Here is an 18538-nt window from a genome sequence, read left to right on the forward strand (position 1 = left end):
GAAAATCTATCAGGAGGTATTCAACGTGAAACGTACTTATCAACCAAGTAAAATCCGTCGCCAACGTAAACACGGATTCCGTCACCGTATGTCAACTAAAAACGGACGTCGCGTGCTTGCTAGCCGCCGTCGTAAAGGACGTAAAGTGTTATCAGCTTAATATAGATAGCAAAATAATATCAAGCCAACAGGTACTCGAGTCTGGTGGCTTTTTTGGTACCTTCATAACGATAAAGGTTTTTGTGAGAGTAGTTTGAGTATATTATAGATAAAGTTAATGAAAAGTGAGTTTATAATGCGGAAATTCGTAGACAAATAGCCCCTATTTTTGTTAAAATATGAGGAGATTTCTTATTGAGAAATATCTTTATAGCGAGTGATATTTTATTTTTTAGACGCTTGTATTATTGAAGTAGTTTAGTGACTTAGGAAATACTTTTATTAATATCGTTTTTTCAAGGTTATTTCAATTTTGCTAGTTTATACTATAATATATAAGGTAAGGTGACTAGAAAATGAGACTTCTTGTAGTTGAGGATGAAAAAAGTATAGCAGAGGCTATTCAGGCTTTATTGGCAGATAAAGGTTATTCTGTTGATTTAGCATTTGATGGAGATGATGGGTTAGAATACATTTTGACAGGTCTCTATGATTTAGTCCTGTTGGATATTATGTTACCCAAACGCTCAGGATTATCTGTTTTAAAAAGAGTGAGGGAAGCTGGTTTAGAAACCCCAATAATCTTTTTAACTGCAAAATCACAGACTTATGATAAAGTTAATGGTTTAGATTTAGGGGCAGATGATTATATCACAAAACCCTTTGAAGCAGATGAATTGCTAGCTAGAATTAGGCTGAGAACCAGACAATCTTCTCTAATCAGAGCAAATCAATTGCGGCTTGGAAATATAAGGCTTAACACAGATTCACATGAGCTAGAATCTAAAGAAAGTAGTGTAAAATTATCCAATAAAGAATTTCTCTTGATGGAAGTTTTTATGCGAAATGCAAAGCAGATTATTCCTAAAAATCAGTTGATTTCTAAGGTTTGGGGACCTTCAGACAATTCAGAATATAACCAGTTAGAAGTATTTATTTCTTTTTTGCGAAAAAAATTGCGCTTTTTAAAAGCAGACATTGAAATAATAACCACTAAGGGCTTTGGATATTCCTTGGAGGAGAGGACATAATGTTTAGTGATTTACGCAAAAAATTTGTCTTTTTGACCATGTCAATCCTTATTGTCGTTGTTCTCTTTCTCTTTGCAGTGAGTAATCGCTACAATCAATATTGGGATGAATATGATGCATATAGGATTGTTAAATTAGTTGCCAAAAATGATTATTTAGGAATACCAGGCGATGAACCGATTGCTTTGGTGACTATAGATAACCAAAAGATGGTTAAGATTCAAAGCAATAATACTGATTTGACAAATGATGTTATCGAAAAATCTAGTTTGAAGCTCCTTGAGCAAGGAAAGAAGTCACGAAAATGGAAGTCTTTTATATATTCCATAAAAGAATATAAAGATAAAACCTACACCATAGCTATTATGGATTTGGCTAGTTATGAAGTCCCTTATGCAAGGCGTTTTCTAATTCTTGTTTTTACTATTTTTGGATTTTGTTTATTAGCAGCTGTAAGTCTTTATCTTTCTCGATTTATCGTAGGGCCTGTAGAGACAGAAATGACTCGCGAAAAACAGTTCGTTTCAGATGCGAGTCATGAGCTGAAGACCCCTATTGCAGCTATACGAGCCAACGTTCAGGTTCTGGAACAGCAAATTCCAGGAAATCGTTATCTGGATCATGTTGTTTCGGAGACTAAGCGAATGGAGTTTTTAATTGAAGATTTGCTTAATTTGTCTAGACTTGATGAAAAACGCTCCAAGGTAAATTTCAAAAAGTTAAACTTATCTGTCTTATGTCAAGAAGTACTTCTGACATATGAAAGTTTGGCATATGAAGAAGAAAAGTGTTTAAATGATACGATTGAAGATGATGTCTGGATTGTTGGAGAAGAGAGTCAGATTAAGCAAATTTTAATAATTCTTTTGGATAATGCTATTAGGCATTCTTTGTCAAAATCAGAAATCCAGTTTAGTCTTAAACAGGCTCGAAGAAAAGCTATTCTGACAATATCAAATCCAAGTGCTATCTATTCCAAAGAGGTTATGGATAATCTCTTTGAGCGTTTTTATCAAGCTAAAGATGATCATGCAGATTCTCTCAGTTTTGGTCTAGGCTTATCTATTGCTAAGGCAATCGTGGAACGCCATAAGGGGAGAATTAGAGCATATCAAGAAAAAGACCAATTACGTCTTGAAGTCCAGTTACCAATTGATGGATTTTGGACCAATACCATGATTAATTAAAGGAAGAATGATGAAACCATATTTATCTTTTATTGGTAGAACGTTATTATACTTCGGTATTTTATTGTTACTAATTTACTTTTTTGCATACCTTGGTCGCGGACAAGGCAGTTTTATTTATAATGAATTCTAGGAGATGGTACAAATGATACATGATATGATTAAAACAATTGAGCATTTTGCTGAGACACAAGCTGATTTTCCAGTGTATGATATTTTAGGGGAAGTCCATACTTATGGACAACTTAAAGTAGACTCTGACTCTCTAGCTGCTCATATTGATAGCCTAGGTCTTGTTGAAAAATCACCTGTCTTAGTATTCGGTGGTCAAGAATATGAAATGTTGGCGACATTTGTTGCTTTAACAAAGTCAGGGCATGCTTATATACCGGTTGACCAACACTCTGCTTTGGATAGAATACAGGCTATTATGACAGTTGCTCAACCAAGCCTTATCATTTCAATTGGTGAATTTCCTCTTGAAGTTGATAATGTCCCAATCCTAGACGTTTCTCAAGTTTCAGCTATTTTTGAAGAAAAGACTCCTTATGAGGTAACACATTCTGTTAAAGGTGATGATAATTACTATATTATTTTCACTTCAGGGACTACTGGTTTACCAAAAGGTGTGCAAATTTCACATGACAATTTATTGAGCTTTACAAATTGGATGATTTCTGATGATGAGTTTTCAGTTCCTGAAAGACCGCAAATGTTGGCTCAACCGCCATATTCATTTGACTTATCAGTTATGTATTGGGCACCAACACTAGCTATGGGAGGCACCCTGTTCGCCCTACCAAAAACAGTGGTTAATGATTTCAAAAAACTATTCGCTACCATTAATGAATTGCCAATACAGGTTTGGACTTCGACACCATCATTTGCTGATATGGCGCTACTATCTAACGATTTCAATTCAGAGACCTTGCCACAATTAACACATTTTTATTTTGATGGGGAAGAGTTAACTGTCAAGACTGCACAAAAACTTCGTCAACGTTTTCCAAAAGCTCGTATCGTTAATGCATATGGGCCAACAGAAGCAACAGTTGCTCTATCCGCAGTAGCAATTACTGATGAAATGTTAGAAACATGCAAACGCCTTCCAATTGGTTACACTAAAGATGACTCACCAACGTATGTGATTGATGAAGAAGGTCATAAATTACCAAACGGAGAGCAAGGTGAAATCATTATTGCTGGACCAGCAGTATCAAAAGGCTATCTTAACAATCCAGAAAAGACAGCTGAGGCATTTTTCCAATTCGAAGGTCTACCTGCTTACCATACCGGTGACTTAGGAAGTATGACCGATGAAGGTCTTCTGCTTTACGGTGGGCGTATGGATTTCCAAATTAAATTTAACGGCTATCGTATTGAATTAGAAGATGTTTCTCAAAACTTAAATAAATCGCAGTATGTAAAATCAGCAGTAGCAGTGCCACGTTATAACAAGGATCATAAAGTTCAAAATTTATTAGCCTATATTGTCTTAAAAGAAGGTGTAAGAGATGATTTTGAACGTGATTTGGATTTGACAAAAGCAATTAAGGAAGACTTAAAGGACATTATGATGGATTACATGATGCCATCTAAATTTATCTATCGAGAAGATTTACCTTTGACACCAAATGGAAAAATTGATATCAAAGGTCTTATGAGCGAGGTAAACAAGTGATACAGGCATTTTTAGAAAAACTTCCTCACTTGGATGTTTATGGGAATCCACAATATTTCTTCTACCTTATCTTAGCTGTTCTACCAATTTACATCGGCTTATTCTTTAAGAAGCGTTTTGCCTTATATGAGATTATTTTTAGTCTAAGTTTTATTGTAATGATGTTGACTGGTAGTACTTTTAATCAATTGAAGTCACTATTGGCATACGTTGTCGGACAATCTCTGCTAGTTTTTATCTATAAAGCTTACCGGAAACGATTTAATCATACTTTGGTCTTTTATGTAACGGTTTGTTTATCTATTTTTCCGCTATTTTTGGTAAAATTAATTCCAGCTATATCTGAGGATGGGCATCAGTCACTTTTTGGGTTTCTAGGAATTTCTTACCTTACTTTTAGAGCTGTTGCTATGATTATTGAAATGAGAGACGGTGTCTTGAAAGAATTTACTTTATGGGAATTCTTAAGATTTTTACTCTTCTTTCCAACTTTCTCAAGTGGACCAATTGATCGTTTTAAACGATTCAATGAGGATTACATTAATATCCCAGATCGAAATGAACTCCTAGATATGTTAGGTCAAGCGATTCATTATTTGATGTTAGGTTTTCTCTATAAGTTTATTTTAGCCTATATTTTTGGAAGTCTGATTATGCCTCCTCTAAAAGAATTAGCACTAGAACAGGGTGGTGTGTTTAATTGGCCAACACTTGGGGTTATGTATGCCTTTGGTTTTGATTTGTTCTTTGATTTTGCAGGTTACACAATGTTTGCGTTGGCTATTTCTAACCTAATGGGGATTAAGTCTCCGATTAACTTTGACAAACCTTTCAAATCACGCGACCTAAAAGAATTTTGGAATAGATGGCATATGAGCCTTTCTTTCTGGTTTAGAGACTTTGTTTTCATGAGGCTTGTTAAGCTTTTAGTTAAAAATAAAGTTTTTAAAAACCGTAATGTTACTTCAAGTGTAGCTTATATTATCAATATGCTTCTTATGGGATTCTGGCATGGGTTAACTTGGTACTATATAGCCTATGGTCTCTTTCATGGGATTGGCCTAGTTATTAATGACGCTTGGGTACGTAAGAAGAAAAATATTAATAAAGAAAGAAGATTGGCTAAAAAACCACTTTTACCAGAAAACAAATGGACTTATGCTTTGGGTGTCTTCATCACCTTTAATGTAGTTATGTTTTCTTTCTTGATTTTTTCAGGATTTTTAGATCTTTTGTGGTTCCCACAACCGCATAACAAATAATAAGGAGTATTATAATGGATATTAAATCAGAAGTATTAGCAATTATTGATGACCTATTTATGGAGGATGTTTCTTCTATGATGGATGAAGACTTATTTGACGCAGGAGTTCTAGACAGCATGGGTACTGTTGAACTAATTGTTGAGTTGGAAAGCCACTTTAATATTGATATTCCGATTGCGGAATTTGGTCGTAATGACTGGAACACAGCTAATAAAATTGTTGCTGGAGTAACGGAGCTCTGCAATGCTTAAACGTCTAGGTAAAGTATTTGGACCTCTAGTTTGTGCTTTACTATTGTTGGTAGGATTATATCTTGTTTTTCCTGTTTCTCAGCCTCATCATTTAGGTAAGGAAAAAAACAGTGCAGTAGCGTTGACAAAGGCAGGTTTTAAAAGCAGAGTTCAAAAAGTTAGAGCTTTCAGTGATCCTAAAGCCAATTTTGTCCCTTTCTTTGGTTCAAGTGAGTGGTTAAGATTTGATGCAATGCATCCATCAGTTTTAGCAGAGGCTTACAAAAGGCCTTATATCCCATATCTTTTAGGTCAAAAAGGGGCGGCTTCTCTGACACAATACTATGGCATTCAACAGATTAAAGGACAAATCAAAAATAAAAAAGCTATCTATGTTATTTCTCCGCAATGGTTTGTTCGCAAGGGAGCCAACAAAGGTGCTTTTCAAAACTATTTCAGCAACGATCAAACCATTCGATTTTTGCAAAATCAAACAGGGACAACCTACGATAGGTATGCTGCTCGTCGATTGTTAAAATTATATCCTGAAGCTTCTATGTCAGATTTGATAGAAAAAGTTGCAGATGGCCAAAAACTATCAAATAAAGACAAACAAAGACTAAAGTTTAATGATTGGGTATTTGAGAAGACAGATGCTATTTTTAGCTATCTACCACTAGGAAAAACTTATAATCAGGTAATAATGCCTCATGTTGGTAAATTACCGAAAGCATTCTCATATAATCATTTATCGCGTATTGCATCACAAGATGCTAAAGTAGCAACGAGATCAAATCAATTTGGTATTGATGATCGCTTTTACCAAACAAGAATTAAAAAGCACTTAAAAAAATTGAAAGGGTCACAACGACATTTCAATTATACTAAGTCACCAGAATTTAATGATTTACAGTTGGTTCTTAATGAATTCTCAAAACAAAATACAGATGTCCTTTTTGTCATACCACCAGTAAATAAAAAGTGGACAGACTACACAGGGCTTGATCAAAAAATGTATCAAAAATCTGTAGAAAAAATAAAACACCAACTTCAAAGTCAAGGTTTCAATCATATCTCTGACCTTTCTCGAGATGGAGGTAAGCCATACTTTATGCAAGATACAATCCATTTAGGTTGGAATGGTTGGTTAGAGCTAGATAAGCATATCAATCCATTTTTAACAGAGGAAAACAGCAAGCCAAATTATCACATTAATAATAAATTTTTGAAGAGATCTTGGGCAAAATATACAGGACGTCCAAGTGATTACAAGTAAATAGTAGAGTCAGATGATTTATAGCATTAGAGCTATTAATCATCTTTTTTAATATCTTTGTATTTGGTAATCCTAAGATAACTAATCCATGTTTTATAGTTTTTCGTTTATAATGAGAATAAATTTATGATAAACTAGATATCAAATGAGTGTTATATGATAAAAGGAGGAGAGATGAAGTCAATAAAATTACTTAGTTTTATTGTAATAATCCTTTTAGGGCTTGGTTTCACTGTAGGAGGTTTAAAAGTGACTGAAAACAATAAACAACAAGAATTATGGGAAATAGCTAATAGCAAAGACGCTAAAAATGCTTATCAAAAGTGGATTTATGCAGAAGATAAAGACGCTTTCAAAGAGAATGCTGTTATTAAGTCGTATGATATTGACAAAGAAAGTATCAAAAAAAATCCTATGGGAGGGATTTCGGTAAGGTTAATCATTAATAAAGATCCTAACTTATATATTACTTGTAATTTGGATAAGGATAATCAAGGGCGTTTGGTCAGTCAAAGTAGCCATCAATCTCCCCAGTTAACTCATTTATTGGAAAGTAGAGGTCATTAATGGAAAAAGTCTTGACTGATTTAGATAGGGTAAATATAGCGAAGCAAGAGTATGAATTAGGTAGCCAACTTGATACACTAGTCAAAATAATGAGCCAAGATAAGGTACTTCCCATCGGTAAAGTTGCTCACGTTCAAGATGGAGGCAAAGAAACTGGGGAACAAATTTATACCATCACTCCAAATGGAACTTTAGACAAGCCAGAGGATGTTAAGGAAGTTACGGTTTTATTTAAGGGGTCAACAGCACCGTTTGGAGGAGATGATTGGAAAACAGACTGGTTTAAAAATGATATTCCAATAGCTAGTAAACTATTATTAAAGAAATTTGGTTCACAAAGTGTATCTCATAAACAAGGTACAAAGCAGTTAGAACAATCAGCTCATCTGCTAAAAGAAGTTATGAATAAATATCCTAATGCAAAAATTTCGGTCTACGGACACTCGTTAGGGTCAATGAATGCACAGTATGCTATTGCAGAATTGGATGATAATCAAATTTACCGAGTTCAAGGAGCTTGGATATATAACGGTCCAAACCTTTATAGTATTTTGACAGATAAACAAAAAGAACAGGTTGATAAAATAAAAGGGGTAGTCAATAATTACGTTGATTCCAAGGATAAAATTGGAATAGGTTATCCTAAAGAAGGAAGCGATAATGCTGTCGGAATTGTTAAAATAGTTGACAGTAAAGCTGTTTCAGGAGGTAGCTGGGTTGCTAATTTTACCAATCAGCACATTTGGGGAGGCTACCAGTACAATCAAGATGGTTCTTTAAAATTAGCAGAAGATAAATTTGCTTACAAAGAAAACTATTCAGTAGTTCATACGAATGTGAATCAAAGAATGCATGCTATTAAAGCGAAACTTAGTAGCTTTAAAAGTACGGGAAAAGAAGTTAGTAAGAATCAAGCTATTTTCCTAGATAGTCAACAAGCAAAAGTGATTTCTAGTGGTTTGGTAACGATATCAAAAGAAGCAGTTGAAGAAGTTAAAAAAGTTGAGCAAAAAGCAGTTGCTAAAGCAGAAGAGCTTTATCAATCTTTAAAAGTAGCTCCTACAGGAGTTACTGAACTAAGTCCTCAAGAATTGGAAGAAGCGTATGCTCAGTCAGGTGTTAGCTATGCGAGCATTGTCGGAGAAGCTCAAACCTTTTTCTCAAATAAAATTCAAGCGGCAGAAAGCATTTCTCACGCTTACGTTGAATTAGAAAACCAAATTAATAAAGGGGTTGAAGCTATGTTGCAACAAGATAGTAACTTGTCAGGGGAGTTTAAACAATGGCACTGATTGATATCATTGAAAAACAATTAGCTGATACTCAGAGAAAAATATCAGATTTAGATGATGCCTATCACCATAGTTGTTGCCAGTTTGAAGAAAAATTAGACGATCTCTCAGTAAGAAAAAATAAGATTACTAATATGCTTCAAGAAACTTACGACGCTGTTGAATATGATTTGAGATATAGTAATGATAGCTCAGATATGATGACGCTCAATCGTATTTTAGATTCTTATCATGACGACTTAGAGCAAGCTTACCATAAAGAGTACTATGCCTTGTCCGCTCAAGAAGAAGAATATAGAGCTAACTATATTCGGCAACGTTCAGAACATGAACTAACCTTTGAAGAGTTGCAAAGGGAAAAGAAAAGAGAATTAATGAAGTAGGAGAAATTATTGAGTTTAATGTGGGATGTCCTGACTGGTAAGGAGTCAGTAAGGACTTTAAAAAAACAATTGGATAAAGAACTGATACATAGCGTGTACGCGCCACGCAAGAGATCTAAGTTTCACGATATTATTACGTCGCATCATAAAGAAATAGACGAAGTAGCCATCAACACAAAGACAGCTATTCATAAAGTTGCTAATCAATTGGACGAGGCAATAAAAGGAGAATTTCGTTCAAAGGTTGAGGAGTCTATTGAAAGCAATCAGCAAAAATATAATCATTTATAGTCTAGTTTCTCTACCATTAGCTAGACACTTGTAGAGGATTTTTACAGCAAGTATTCAAAAGTCAGAGCAAAAATGTTTTGACTTTTTTGATTTACTCTTTCTGATCAGAATGCTTCAGTCTTATGTTATAATAATAAAGATTAATGCTTGTAGCTACGATAAGCAAAGAAAGAACAATGATATGATAAAAATATTTGATACCCATACCCACCTTAACGTGGAAAATTTTGAAGGAAAGATAGACGAGGAAATTAATTTAGCTAGCGAACTCGGTGTTACAAAAATGAATGTTGTCGGCTTTGACCAAGATACCATTTCAAAATCTTTGGAATTATCTTCCCAATATGCACAGGTATATAGCACAATAGGATGGCATCCAACTGAAGCTGGTTCTTATGATGATAATATTGAGTCAATGATTATCAGCCATTTAGAAAATCCCAAGGTTATTGCACTTGGTGAAATTGGTCTGGATTATTATTGGATGGAGGATCCCAAAGATATTCAGATCGAGGTGTTTAAGCGTCAAATTGAACTTTCAAAAGAGTATAACCTTCCTTTTGTCGTTCATACACGTGATGCGTTAGAAGACACTTATGAAGTCATTAAGGAATCTGGAGTTGGGCCTTTTGGTGGTATAATGCACTCTTTTTCTGGTTCTTTGGAAATGGCTCAGAAATTTATTGATTTAGGGATGATGATTTCCTTTTCTGGTGTTGTGACCTTTAAGAAGGCATTAGATGTACAAGAAGCTGCACGAGAGTTGCCATTAGATAAGATATTAGTGGAAACAGATGCTCCTTATTTGGCTCCTGTACCTAAAAGAGGTCGAGAAAACAAAACTGCTTATACGAGATATGTCGTTGAAAAAATAGCAGAGCTACGAGGCATAACTGTGGAAGAGGTAGCGGAGGCTACATACCAAAATGCAGTAAGGATATTTAGACTTGATGAAAAAAATTGATATTCAAGAAGTGATTGTTGTCGAAGGGAAAGATGATACTGCTAATCTGCGACGCTTTTACAATGTTGATACCTATGAAACTAGAGGTTCAGCAATTGATGAAGATGATTTAGAGCGTATCGAACGTTTGCACAATTTGCGGGGAGTTATCATCTTTACCGACCCAGATTACAATGGCGAACGTATCCGTAAAATCATCATGAAGGCCATTCCGACAGTCCGCCATGCCTTCCTCAATCGAGACGAGGCAAAGCCAGTTTCAAAGACCAAGGGACGATCTCTGGGTGTCGAGCATGCCAGCTTTGAGGATTTGCAGAAGGCACTCTCAAAAGTGACTCAGCATTTCGATGATGAAGATCATTTCGACATCACCCAAGCCGACCTCATTCGCTGGGGGTTCATTACCGCTAGTGATAGCCGCAAACGTCGTGAGTATCTGGGTAGCCAACTTCGCATCGGCTACTCAAATGGTAAACAACTCCTCAAACGCCTCAGACTCTTCGGAGTGACCAAGGCAGAAGTTGAAGAGTGTATGGAGAAATACGAGGGATAAAATATGTGTCTTATTTGTCAACGTATTGAAATGATTGAACGAAATGAGAATCCTTATTTTGTGAAAGAATATGAAACGGGTTATCTTGTTCTGGGAGACCATCAATATTTTCAAGATTATTGCCTTTTTCTCTCTAAAAAACACGTAACAGAGTTACATGAATTGCCTAGAGATTGGCGAAATCAGTATCTTTCCGAAATGGCAGATGCTTCTGAAATAGTTGCTAAGGCTTTTAGAGCAGATAAGATGAATATTGAGAGTTTGGGAAATGGAGACGCTCATCTACATTTTCATCTTTTTCCAAGAAAAACAGGTGATTTAAGGAACTATGGGCATAATGGAAAAGGTCCAGTTTGGTGGTATCCTTTTGAGAAGATGTATGCAGATAGTGTCAGAGCAACTGGTGCAGAAATAGAAAAATTAAAAGAGAAATTGTTAGATGTCTTAGGATAGACTTGAGACAATAAGGAAAGAAACAAATGAGAATCGCAGATAAAACCGTTACCCGCGCTATTTTGGAGCGTCATGGGTTTACATTTAAGAAATCATTCGGTCAGAACTTTTTGACTGATACTAATATTTTACAGAAGATTGTTGACACGGCAGAGATTGACAAGGGTGTCAACGTGATTGAGATTGGTCCTGGTATCGGGGCTTTGACAGAGTTTTTGGCTGAGAATGCAGCTGAGGTGATGGCTTTTGAGATTGATGATCGTCTCATTCCTATCCTTGCTGATACGCTTGCGCGTTTTGACAATGTCCAAGTGGTCAATCAGGACATCCTCAAGGCTGATTTGCAGACCCAGATTCAGGCTTTCAAGAATCCTGACCTGCCTATCAAGGTAGTAGCAAACTTACCTTACTACATCACAACACCAATCCTCATGCACTTGATTGAGGGCAAGATTCCTTTTGCGGAGTTTGTAGTCATGATGCAAAGAGAAGTGGCAGATCGTATTTCAGCTATGCCAAATACTAAAGCATACGGTTCTTTGTCAATCGCAGTGCAGTATTATATGACTGCCAAAGTATCATTTATCGTTCCGAGAACTGTTTTTGTTCCTGCTCCAAATGTAGATTCAGCTATTTTGAAAATGGTCCGTAGAGATCAACCAGTAGTGAGTGTTCAAGATGAGGATTTCTTTTTCAGAGTGTCAAAAGTAGCCTTCGTACATCGTCGTAAAACACTTTGGAATAATCTAACGAGTCATTTTGGAAAATCAGAAGATACTAAAGCAAAATTGGAAAAAGCATTAGAAATAGCAAAAATTAAGCCATCTATTCGCGGAGAAGCCTTATCTATCCCTGATTTTGCAAGTTTAGCAGATGCCTTGAAAGAGGTTGGGATATAAACTATGTTGGTTGACAAGAAGTGGCGTTTTGAAGATAGTGCAAGTTATTTCGCTTGTCCTAAATGTCAAAATCCCTTGATAAAAGAAAGTAACAGCCTCAAATGCTCTGATAATCATTGTTTTGATTTATCCAAATTTGGATATGTTAATCTTCTTGGAGGAAAGAAGATAGATGAACATTATGATAAAAAATCATTTGAAAATCGGCAGCTTGTCTTAGAAAACGGGTATTATAATCATATTTTAGAAGCTATTTCAAAGGTTTTGGAAAATAATTCTCAGTTTCATTCGGTTTTAGATATTGGTTGTGGAGAGGGCTTTTATTCTCGTCAATTAGTTAACAAGTATGAGAAGACTTTCTTGGCTTTTGATATTTCTAAAGATTCGATTCAATTAGCTGCTAAAAGTGATCAATCTAGGCTTGTGAAATGGTTTGTTTCTGATTTAGCTAACCTTCCTATTCAAGACTCATCAATTGATATCATTTTAGACATTTTTTCTCCTGCAAATTATAAAGAATTTAGGCGGGTACTGAGTGATGATGGTATCCTTGTAAAGGTTGTTCCTGTAGCTGAACATGTCCAAGAATTGCGAGAAAAAGCTAGTCAATACTTGAAACAGAAAGATTACTCTAATCAAAAAATTCTAGATTACTTTAGAGAAAATTTTGAAATTATTTCTGAGCAGAAAGTTGTTCAAAGTTATAACTGTTCTCAACAAGAACGTCAAGCTTTTATTGATATGACACCGTTGTTATTCAGCGTAGATAAAACGACTATTGATTGGGCGAGTATATCAGAAATTACAGTAGGTGCCTTAATAGTAATTGGAAAAAAGCGCAGTGTATCTAAATAAGATCACTGCTTTTATGTTGGGAATTCATAAAATTGAGGTTATTTGAGAGAAATCGAACACCTGCAAATAGTTTCTATTTAGCTTATCTCTGAGAGTAGAGCTTATTTCTCATTTTATGATATAATAGTGGTATTCTAAACAATTAAGGAGAACAATTGCAAGGTAGAATTGTCAAGTCGCTAGCAGGTTTTTATTATGTGGAATCTGACGGTGTTGTTTATCAGACACGTGCGCGTGGAAATTTTAGAAAAAAAGGTCAAATTCCCTACGTTGGGGATTGGGTGGAATTTTCTTCGCAAGATCAATCAGAAGGATATATTCTATCAATTGAAGAGCGTAAAAATAGCCTCGTACGACCACCTATTGTTAATATTGACCAAGCTGTCGTTATCATGTCTGCTAAAGAACCTGATTTTAACGCTAACTTATTAGACCGGTTCTTAGTACTTCTAGAATATAAGATGATTCAGCCTATCATTTATATTTCCAAGTTGGATTTGTTAGACGATTTGGTTGTTATTGATGATATTCGCGAACATTATCAGAATATAGGCTACGTTTTCTGTTATTCTCAAGAGGAACTCTTGCCTCTGTTAGCAGATAAAGTGACTGTTTTTATGGGGCAGACAGGTGTCGGAAAATCAACGCTTCTCAACAAAATTGCTCCTGAGTTGAAACTTGAAACTGGTGAAATTTCGGATAGTTTAGGCCGTGGCCGACACACCACAAGAGCAGTTAGTTTCTATAATGTTCATAAAGGAAAAATTGCAGACACTCCTGGTTTTTCTTCTTTGGACTATGAAGTGGACAATGCAGAGGACTTAAACGAATCCTTTCCAGAGCTCCGTAGACTTAGTCATTTTTGTAAATTCCGCTCGTGTACGCATACACATGAGCCTAAATGTGCTGTAAAAGAAGCCTTGACTCAAGGTCAGTTATGGCAAGTCCGCTATGATAACTACCTCCAATTTTTAAGTGAAATTGAGAACCGTCGTGAAACATATAAGAAAGTTATTAAAAGAAAGTAGGTTTCTATGTCAACCAATAAAATTGCCCCATCGATATTAGCAGCAGACTATGCTAATTTTGCTAACGAATTGAAACGTATTGAAGAGACAACAGCAGAATACGTTCATATTGATATCATGGATGGTCAATTTGTCCCTAATATTAGTTTTGGTGCGGATGTTGTATCCAGCATGCGTAAACACAGTAAACTTGTTTTTGATTGTCATCTGATGGTTGTTGATCCAGAACGTTATATTGAGGATTTTGCTCAAGCTGGTGCTGATATCATGACCATTCATGTTGAAGCAACGAAACACATACATGGTGCGCTTCAAAAGATAAAAGAGGCAGGAATGAAAGCAGGTGTGGTTATTAACCCAGGAACACCCGTAGAATCTCTTATTCCTATCTTAGATTTGGTTGACCAGATTTTAATTATGACTGTTAATCCTGGATTTGGTGGACAAGCCTTTATTCCAGAAATGATGTCAAAAGTAAAGACAGTTGCAGCATGGCGCAAAGAGTACGGTCATCATTATGATATTGAAGTTGATGGCGGTATAGATAATACTACAATTAAGGCAGCAGCAGAGGCTGGTGCAAATGTCTTTGTTGCAGGCTCTTATCTCTTTAAAGCAAGTGATTTACCTGCACAAGTAGAAACCTTAAGGGTGGCGCTCGATGACTAAAATTGCTTTATTTGCTGGCGGTGACTTAACTTATTTTGAATATGATTTTGACTATTTTGTCGGAATTGACCGTGGAAGCCTATTTTTATTAAAAAATGGGCTTTCTTTGGACATGGCAGTGGGTGATTTTGATTCTATAACAGAAGATGAACTGCTTTATATCAAACACTATTGTAGCAATATCGTTTCTGCTAGTGCAGAAAAAAATGATACAGATACAGAATTAGCTTTAAAAACTATTTTCAAAGAATTTCCAGAAGCTCAGGTGACCGTATTTGGAGCATTTGGTGGCAGGATTGACCATATGATGTCTAATATCTTTTTACCAAGTGACACAGATCTAGAACCATTTATGTCACAAATCAGACTCAAAGATGAACAAAACATAGTGACTTACCTACCATCCGGGAAAAATCAAGTCTCAAGGATTGAAGGGATGTCCTATGTCTCGTTCATGCCTGAGAGTGAGTCTACTTTGCAGATTTCTGGGGCTAAATATGAATTGAACAAAAGTAATTATTTTAAGAAAAAAATGTATTCCAGTAATGAATTTATGACTTCGCCAATTGAAGTAGAGCTCAAAGATGGTTACTTAATCATTATTTATAGTAAGGATAGAGGTTAATATGCTTGTCATCATTTTGATCATTGTACTAGCTAGTCTGACAGTGACGATAATTTCTTACCAAAAAATGACGGAATTAACAAAGTCCGTTGAAAAACAACTTGAAGATAATGCTGATAATCTATCAGACCAACTGACATATCAGATAGAAGCGGCGCAAAAAGATCAAATTCTAACGTTGACTAATCAGCTAAACCGTATGCAACAGGAAATTTATCAGTTGCTTACCGATATGCGTACAGAATTAAATCAGCATTTAACGGAGAGTCGAGATCGATCAGACAAACGCTTGGAATTGATTAACTCCAATTTATCTCAGTCAGTTCAGAAAATGCAAGATTCCAATGAAAAACGCTTGGATCAAATGCGCCAAACTGTTGAGGAAAAGCTAGAAAAAACGCTACAAACGCGTTTGCAAACTTCTTTTGAAACTGTATCGCGTCAACTAGAGAGTGTCAATCAAGGTCTTGGGGAGATGAAAACTGTTGCCCAAGATGTTGGTACGCTGAACAAAGTCTTGTCAAATACTAAGACAAGGGGAATATTAGGGGAGTTACAACTCGGCCAAATTATAGAAGATATTATGACAGTTAGTCAATATGAGAGAGAATTTCCTACGGTGTCTGGCTCTTCTGAGCGTGTTGAATATGCTATTAAATTACCTGGAAATGGTCAGGGAGATTATATCTATTTGCCTATTGACTCTAAGTTTCCTCTAGAAGATTATTACCGATTGGAAGATGCTTATGAATTGGGTGACAAGGTTCAAATAGAACTCTATCGTAAATCTTTACTGGCAAGTATTCGTAAATTTGCAAAAGATATAAACAATAAGTACTTAAATCCTCCTGAAACGACAAATTTTGGTATCATGTTCTTACCAACTGAAGGGCTCTATTCTGAAGTGGTAAGAAATGCAACATTCTTTGATAGTCTAAGACGTGACGAAAATATTGTAGTAGCTGGACCGTCAACCTTATCTGCTTTACTAAATTCATTATCTGTTGGCTTTAAAACCTTAAATATTCAAAAGAATGCTAATGATATTAGTAAAATTTTAGGGAATGTCAAGGTTGAATTTGGAAAATTTGGTGGCATGTTATCAAAAGCTCAAAAACAATTAAATACAGCAAGTAAAAGTATTGATAATTTACTCACAACGCGGACAAACGCTATTATCAGAGCCTTAAATACAGTTGAAGAACATCAAGATCAAGCAACCACTAGCTTGTTAAACCTTCCTATAACAGAAGAAGAGGAAATTAATGAAAATTAACCAAATGAAAAAAGACGAGCTTTTTGAGGGGTTTTACCTTATAAAGAAAGCAGAAGTTCGTAAAACGCGTGCAGGTAAAGACTTTATTGCCTTTACCTTTCAAGATGATACTGGCGAAATTTCAGGAAATATGTGGGATGCACAAACCTATAATGTAGAAGAGTTTGTAGCCGGTAAAATTGTTCATATGAAAGGGCGTCGTGAAGTTTATAATGGAACTCCCCAAGTCAACCAAATTACATTAAGAAACATCAAAGATGGTGAACCTAATGATCCTAGAGATTTTAAAGAAAAACCTCCAATCAATGTTGACAACGTGAGAGAGTACATGGAACAAATGCTCTTTAAAATTGAAAATGCAACCTGGCAGCGTGTGGTAAGAGCACTTTATCGTAAATACAATAAGGAATTTTTTACCTATCCAGCCGCCAAAACAAACCACCACGCCTTTGAATCAGGATTGGCATATCACACGGCAACGATGGTTCGTTTGGCAGATAGTATTGGAGATATCTATCCAGAACTTAATAAAAGTTTGATGTTTGCTGGTATTATGCTACATGATTTAGCCAAGGTCATTGAGTTATCGGGTCCTGATAATACAGAATATACTATTCGAGGTAACCTTATCGGTCATATTTCACTTATTGATGAGGAATTAACAAAAATACTAGCAGAGCTTAATATTGATGATACAAAAGAAGAGGTTACAGTGTTACGCCATGTTATTCTGAGTCACCATGGACAATTAGAATATGGAAGCCCGGTTCGTCCTAGAATCATGGAGGCAGAAATTATCCATATGATCGATAACATTGATGCAAATATGATGATGATGACAACAGCTTTAAATCGTGTCAACGAAGGTGAAATGACAAATCGCATTTTTGCCATGGATAACCGTTCTTTTTATAAACTGAACATTAAATAATTTAGGTAGAATAATTAAGACCTAAAATAAAATGTTCGTTTTTAGCATTTGTTATGTTATACTATATGTAAAGAATGCTATGAATAAGGAGAAAATATGAAATTAAGACGTAGCGAACGCATGGTTGTTATTTCAAATTACCTAATAAATAATCCCTATACATTAACTAGTTTAAATACATTTGCTAGTAAATACGGTGCCGCGAAATCTTCGATTTCAGAAGATATTGCTATTATCAAAAAAGCTTTTGAACAAGCTCAAATCGGAGATATTAAAACTGTGACTGGTGCAAGTGGAGGTGTTATCTTTACACCAACTATTGCTGAAGCAGAAGCGAAAGAAATCGTTGAAGAATTAAGACAGCGTTTATCTGAAAACGATCGTATTCTTCCGGGAGGTTACATTTATCTTTCAGATCTACTCAGTACACCAAAAATGTTACAAAGTATTGGTCGCATTGTAGCGAACGCTTACAGAGGTCAAAAAATTGATGCTGTCATGACGGTTGCAACAAAAGGTGTTCCTTTAGCAAACGCAGTAGCAAATGTTTTAGATGTTCCTTTTGTTATTGTGAGACGTGATTTGAAGATTACGGAAGGTTCTACTGTGTCAGTAAACTACGCTAGTGGTTCAAGTGGCCGTATTGAAAAAATGTTTCTTTCTAAGCGTAGCTTAAAACCTAACAGTCGAGTTTTAATAGTTGATGATTTCTTGAAAGGTGGAGGTACTGTTTCGGGGATGATTAGTTTACTCTCAGAATTCGATAGCACATTAGTAGGTGTCGCTGTATTTGCAGAAAATGCTCAGGAACAACGTGAGAAGATGGCCTATAAATCTCTTCTGAGAGTATCTGAAATTGATGTAAAAAATAATAGAGTCTCTGTAGAAGCGGGGAATATATTTGATTAAAGAGTCAAGGTGAC

At 35.6% G+C, this 18538-nt stretch carries 23 protein-coding genes; all 23 read left to right on the plus strand.

Translation table 11 applies throughout. The features are described from left to right. The first annotated feature begins 25 nt into the window (after positions 1-25). The 23 genes from rpmH to purR all read left to right on the plus strand — a co-directional run bounded on the left by rpmH (position 26) and on the right by purR (position 18524). Entirely contained in the window at positions 26-160 is a 135-nt protein-coding gene (gene rpmH / locus HMPREF2818_RS02150; RefSeq protein ID WP_000831903.1) for a 50S ribosomal protein L34, read from the plus strand. 355 nt (positions 161-515) lie between these two features. Then, on the plus strand, positions 516-1190 hold the full coding sequence (gene dltR, locus HMPREF2818_RS02155) for a two-component system response regulator DltR (protein ID WP_001238594.1): 675 nt from the start codon (positions 516-518) through the stop codon (positions 1188-1190). After that, on the plus strand, positions 1190-2377 hold the full coding sequence (dltS, locus tag HMPREF2818_RS02160) for a two-component system sensor histidine kinase DltS (protein ID WP_000490537.1): 1188 nt from the start codon (positions 1190-1192) through the stop codon (positions 2375-2377). Before dltR ends, dltS begins: the two co-directional genes overlap by 1 nt. A 10-nt stretch (positions 2378-2387) precedes the next feature. After that, positions 2388-2510 carry a teichoic acid D-Ala incorporation-associated protein DltX gene (locus tag HMPREF2818_RS02165; protein WP_000806141.1) on the plus strand — a complete coding sequence of 41 codons (123 nt, stop codon included), beginning with the start codon at positions 2388-2390 and terminating at the stop codon, positions 2508-2510. Between the two features lie 12 nt (positions 2511-2522). Further along, complete coding sequence (gene dltA, locus HMPREF2818_RS02170) at positions 2523-4058, plus strand: D-alanine--poly(phosphoribitol) ligase subunit DltA (protein WP_000581010.1); 1536 nt, start codon at positions 2523-2525, stop codon at positions 4056-4058. Next, the gene (gene dltB, locus HMPREF2818_RS02175; RefSeq protein ID WP_000613595.1) at positions 4055-5320 is read left to right on the plus strand and encodes a D-alanyl-lipoteichoic acid biosynthesis protein DltB; all 1266 of its coding nucleotides are present in this window, start codon (positions 4055-4057) and stop codon (positions 5318-5320) included. Before dltA ends, dltB begins: the two co-directional genes overlap by 4 nt. 14 nt (positions 5321-5334) lie before the next feature. After that, entirely contained in the window at positions 5335-5574 is a 240-nt protein-coding gene (dltC, locus tag HMPREF2818_RS02180) for a D-alanine--poly(phosphoribitol) ligase subunit DltC (protein WP_000351975.1), read from the plus strand. Next, positions 5567-6829, plus strand: a complete 1263-nt coding sequence (gene dltD, locus HMPREF2818_RS02185; RefSeq protein WP_000919744.1) for a D-alanyl-lipoteichoic acid biosynthesis protein DltD — start codon at positions 5567-5569, stop codon at positions 6827-6829. Before dltC ends, dltD begins: the two co-directional genes overlap by 8 nt. A gap of 174 nt (positions 6830-7003) precedes the next feature. Then, the gene (locus tag HMPREF2818_RS02190; RefSeq protein WP_000835882.1) at positions 7004-7396 is read left to right on the plus strand and encodes a DUF1310 domain-containing protein; all 393 of its coding nucleotides are present in this window, start codon (positions 7004-7006) and stop codon (positions 7394-7396) included. After that, positions 7396-8688 carry an Mbeg1-like protein gene (locus HMPREF2818_RS02195; RefSeq protein ID WP_000416817.1) on the plus strand — a complete coding sequence of 431 codons (1293 nt, stop codon included), beginning with the start codon at positions 7396-7398 and terminating at the stop codon, positions 8686-8688. The genes HMPREF2818_RS02190 and HMPREF2818_RS02195 overlap by 1 nt, the downstream gene beginning before the upstream one ends. After that, positions 8679-9071 carry a hypothetical protein gene (locus HMPREF2818_RS02200; protein ID WP_001173857.1) on the plus strand — a complete coding sequence of 131 codons (393 nt, stop codon included), beginning with the start codon at positions 8679-8681 and terminating at the stop codon, positions 9069-9071. The genes HMPREF2818_RS02195 and HMPREF2818_RS02200 overlap by 10 nt, the downstream gene beginning before the upstream one ends. A 9-nt stretch (positions 9072-9080) precedes the next feature. After that, complete coding sequence (locus HMPREF2818_RS02205) at positions 9081-9362, plus strand: hypothetical protein (RefSeq protein ID WP_000055644.1); 282 nt, start codon at positions 9081-9083, stop codon at positions 9360-9362. A 181-nt stretch (positions 9363-9543) separates the two neighbouring features. Continuing rightward, positions 9544-10326, plus strand: coding sequence for a TatD family hydrolase (locus HMPREF2818_RS02210; protein ID WP_000590336.1), 783 nt, complete (start codon positions 9544-9546; stop codon positions 10324-10326). Continuing rightward, complete coding sequence (gene rnmV, locus HMPREF2818_RS02215; protein WP_000717741.1) at positions 10313-10879, plus strand: ribonuclease M5; 567 nt, start codon at positions 10313-10315, stop codon at positions 10877-10879. The genes HMPREF2818_RS02210 and rnmV overlap by 14 nt, the downstream gene beginning before the upstream one ends. A gap of 3 nt (positions 10880-10882) precedes the next feature. Next, entirely contained in the window at positions 10883-11332 is a 450-nt protein-coding gene (locus HMPREF2818_RS02220) for an HIT family protein (protein ID WP_000335626.1), read from the plus strand. A gap of 26 nt (positions 11333-11358) precedes the next feature. Further along, positions 11359-12231, plus strand: a complete 873-nt coding sequence (gene rsmA, locus HMPREF2818_RS02225) for a 16S rRNA (adenine(1518)-N(6)/adenine(1519)-N(6))-dimethyltransferase RsmA (RefSeq protein WP_001216815.1) — start codon at positions 11359-11361, stop codon at positions 12229-12231. 3 nt (positions 12232-12234) lie between these two features. Further along, on the plus strand, positions 12235-13086 hold the full coding sequence (locus HMPREF2818_RS02230) for a putative RNA methyltransferase (protein WP_000959495.1): 852 nt from the start codon (positions 12235-12237) through the stop codon (positions 13084-13086). A gap of 155 nt (positions 13087-13241) precedes the next feature. Next, positions 13242-14114, plus strand: coding sequence for a ribosome small subunit-dependent GTPase A (gene rsgA, locus HMPREF2818_RS02235; protein WP_001162033.1), 873 nt, complete (start codon positions 13242-13244; stop codon positions 14112-14114). A 6-nt stretch (positions 14115-14120) separates the two neighbouring features. Beyond that, the gene (gene rpe / locus HMPREF2818_RS02240; protein ID WP_000106179.1) at positions 14121-14783 is read left to right on the plus strand and encodes a ribulose-phosphate 3-epimerase; all 663 of its coding nucleotides are present in this window, start codon (positions 14121-14123) and stop codon (positions 14781-14783) included. Next, a complete protein-coding gene (locus tag HMPREF2818_RS02245) occupies positions 14776-15408 on the plus strand; it encodes a thiamine diphosphokinase (RefSeq protein WP_000160923.1) in 633 nt (210 codons plus the stop codon). Before rpe ends, HMPREF2818_RS02245 begins: the two co-directional genes overlap by 8 nt. Position 15409: 1 nt before the next feature. Next, a complete protein-coding gene (gene rmuC, locus HMPREF2818_RS02250) occupies positions 15410-16684 on the plus strand; it encodes a DNA recombination protein RmuC (protein ID WP_000960185.1) in 1275 nt (424 codons plus the stop codon). Next, a complete protein-coding gene (locus tag HMPREF2818_RS02255; protein ID WP_000700693.1) occupies positions 16674-17615 on the plus strand; it encodes a 3'-5' exoribonuclease YhaM family protein in 942 nt (313 codons plus the stop codon). The genes rmuC and HMPREF2818_RS02255 overlap by 11 nt, the downstream gene beginning before the upstream one ends. Positions 17616-17711: 96 nt before the next feature. Beyond that, a complete protein-coding gene (purR, locus tag HMPREF2818_RS02260) occupies positions 17712-18524 on the plus strand; it encodes a pur operon repressor (protein WP_000776881.1) in 813 nt (270 codons plus the stop codon). Positions 18525-18538 lie beyond the last annotated feature (14 nt).

The sequence above is a fragment of the Streptococcus sp. HMSC076H09 genome (assembly GCF_001811765.1).
GTDB classification, from domain to species: Bacteria; Bacillota; Bacilli; order Lactobacillales; family Streptococcaceae; genus Streptococcus; species Streptococcus agalactiae.

Coding starts and splice junctions, on each gene's coding strand:
- dltR (WP_001238594.1), top strand. CDS start 516: ATGAGACTTCTTGTAGTTGAGGATGAAAAAAGTATAGCAGAGGCTATT.
- dltS (WP_000490537.1), top strand. CDS start 1,190: ATGTTTAGTGATTTACGCAAAAAATTTGTCTTTTTGACCATGTCAATC.
- HMPREF2818_RS02165 (WP_000806141.1), top strand. CDS start 2,388: ATGAAACCATATTTATCTTTTATTGGTAGAACGTTATTATACTTCGGT.
- dltA (WP_000581010.1), top strand. CDS start 2,523: ATGATACATGATATGATTAAAACAATTGAGCATTTTGCTGAGACACAA.
- dltC (WP_000351975.1), top strand. CDS start 5,335: ATGGATATTAAATCAGAAGTATTAGCAATTATTGATGACCTATTTATG.
- dltD (WP_000919744.1), top strand. CDS start 5,567: ATGCTTAAACGTCTAGGTAAAGTATTTGGACCTCTAGTTTGTGCTTTA.
- HMPREF2818_RS02190 (WP_000835882.1), top strand. CDS start 7,004: ATGAAGTCAATAAAATTACTTAGTTTTATTGTAATAATCCTTTTAGGG.
- HMPREF2818_RS02195 (WP_000416817.1), top strand. CDS start 7,396: ATGGAAAAAGTCTTGACTGATTTAGATAGGGTAAATATAGCGAAGCAA.
- HMPREF2818_RS02200 (WP_001173857.1), top strand. CDS start 8,679: ATGGCACTGATTGATATCATTGAAAAACAATTAGCTGATACTCAGAGA.
- HMPREF2818_RS02210 (WP_000590336.1), top strand. CDS start 9,544: ATGATAAAAATATTTGATACCCATACCCACCTTAACGTGGAAAATTTT.
- rnmV (WP_000717741.1), top strand. CDS start 10,313: ATGAAAAAAATTGATATTCAAGAAGTGATTGTTGTCGAAGGGAAAGAT.
- HMPREF2818_RS02220 (WP_000335626.1), top strand. CDS start 10,883: ATGTGTCTTATTTGTCAACGTATTGAAATGATTGAACGAAATGAGAAT.
- rsmA (WP_001216815.1), top strand. CDS start 11,359: ATGAGAATCGCAGATAAAACCGTTACCCGCGCTATTTTGGAGCGTCAT.
- HMPREF2818_RS02230 (WP_000959495.1), top strand. CDS start 12,235: ATGTTGGTTGACAAGAAGTGGCGTTTTGAAGATAGTGCAAGTTATTTC.
- rpe (WP_000106179.1), top strand. CDS start 14,121: ATGTCAACCAATAAAATTGCCCCATCGATATTAGCAGCAGACTATGCT.
- HMPREF2818_RS02245 (WP_000160923.1), top strand. CDS start 14,776: ATGACTAAAATTGCTTTATTTGCTGGCGGTGACTTAACTTATTTTGAA.
- rmuC (WP_000960185.1), top strand. CDS start 15,410: ATGCTTGTCATCATTTTGATCATTGTACTAGCTAGTCTGACAGTGACG.
- HMPREF2818_RS02255 (WP_000700693.1), top strand. CDS start 16,674: ATGAAAATTAACCAAATGAAAAAAGACGAGCTTTTTGAGGGGTTTTAC.
- purR (WP_000776881.1), top strand. CDS start 17,712: ATGAAATTAAGACGTAGCGAACGCATGGTTGTTATTTCAAATTACCTA.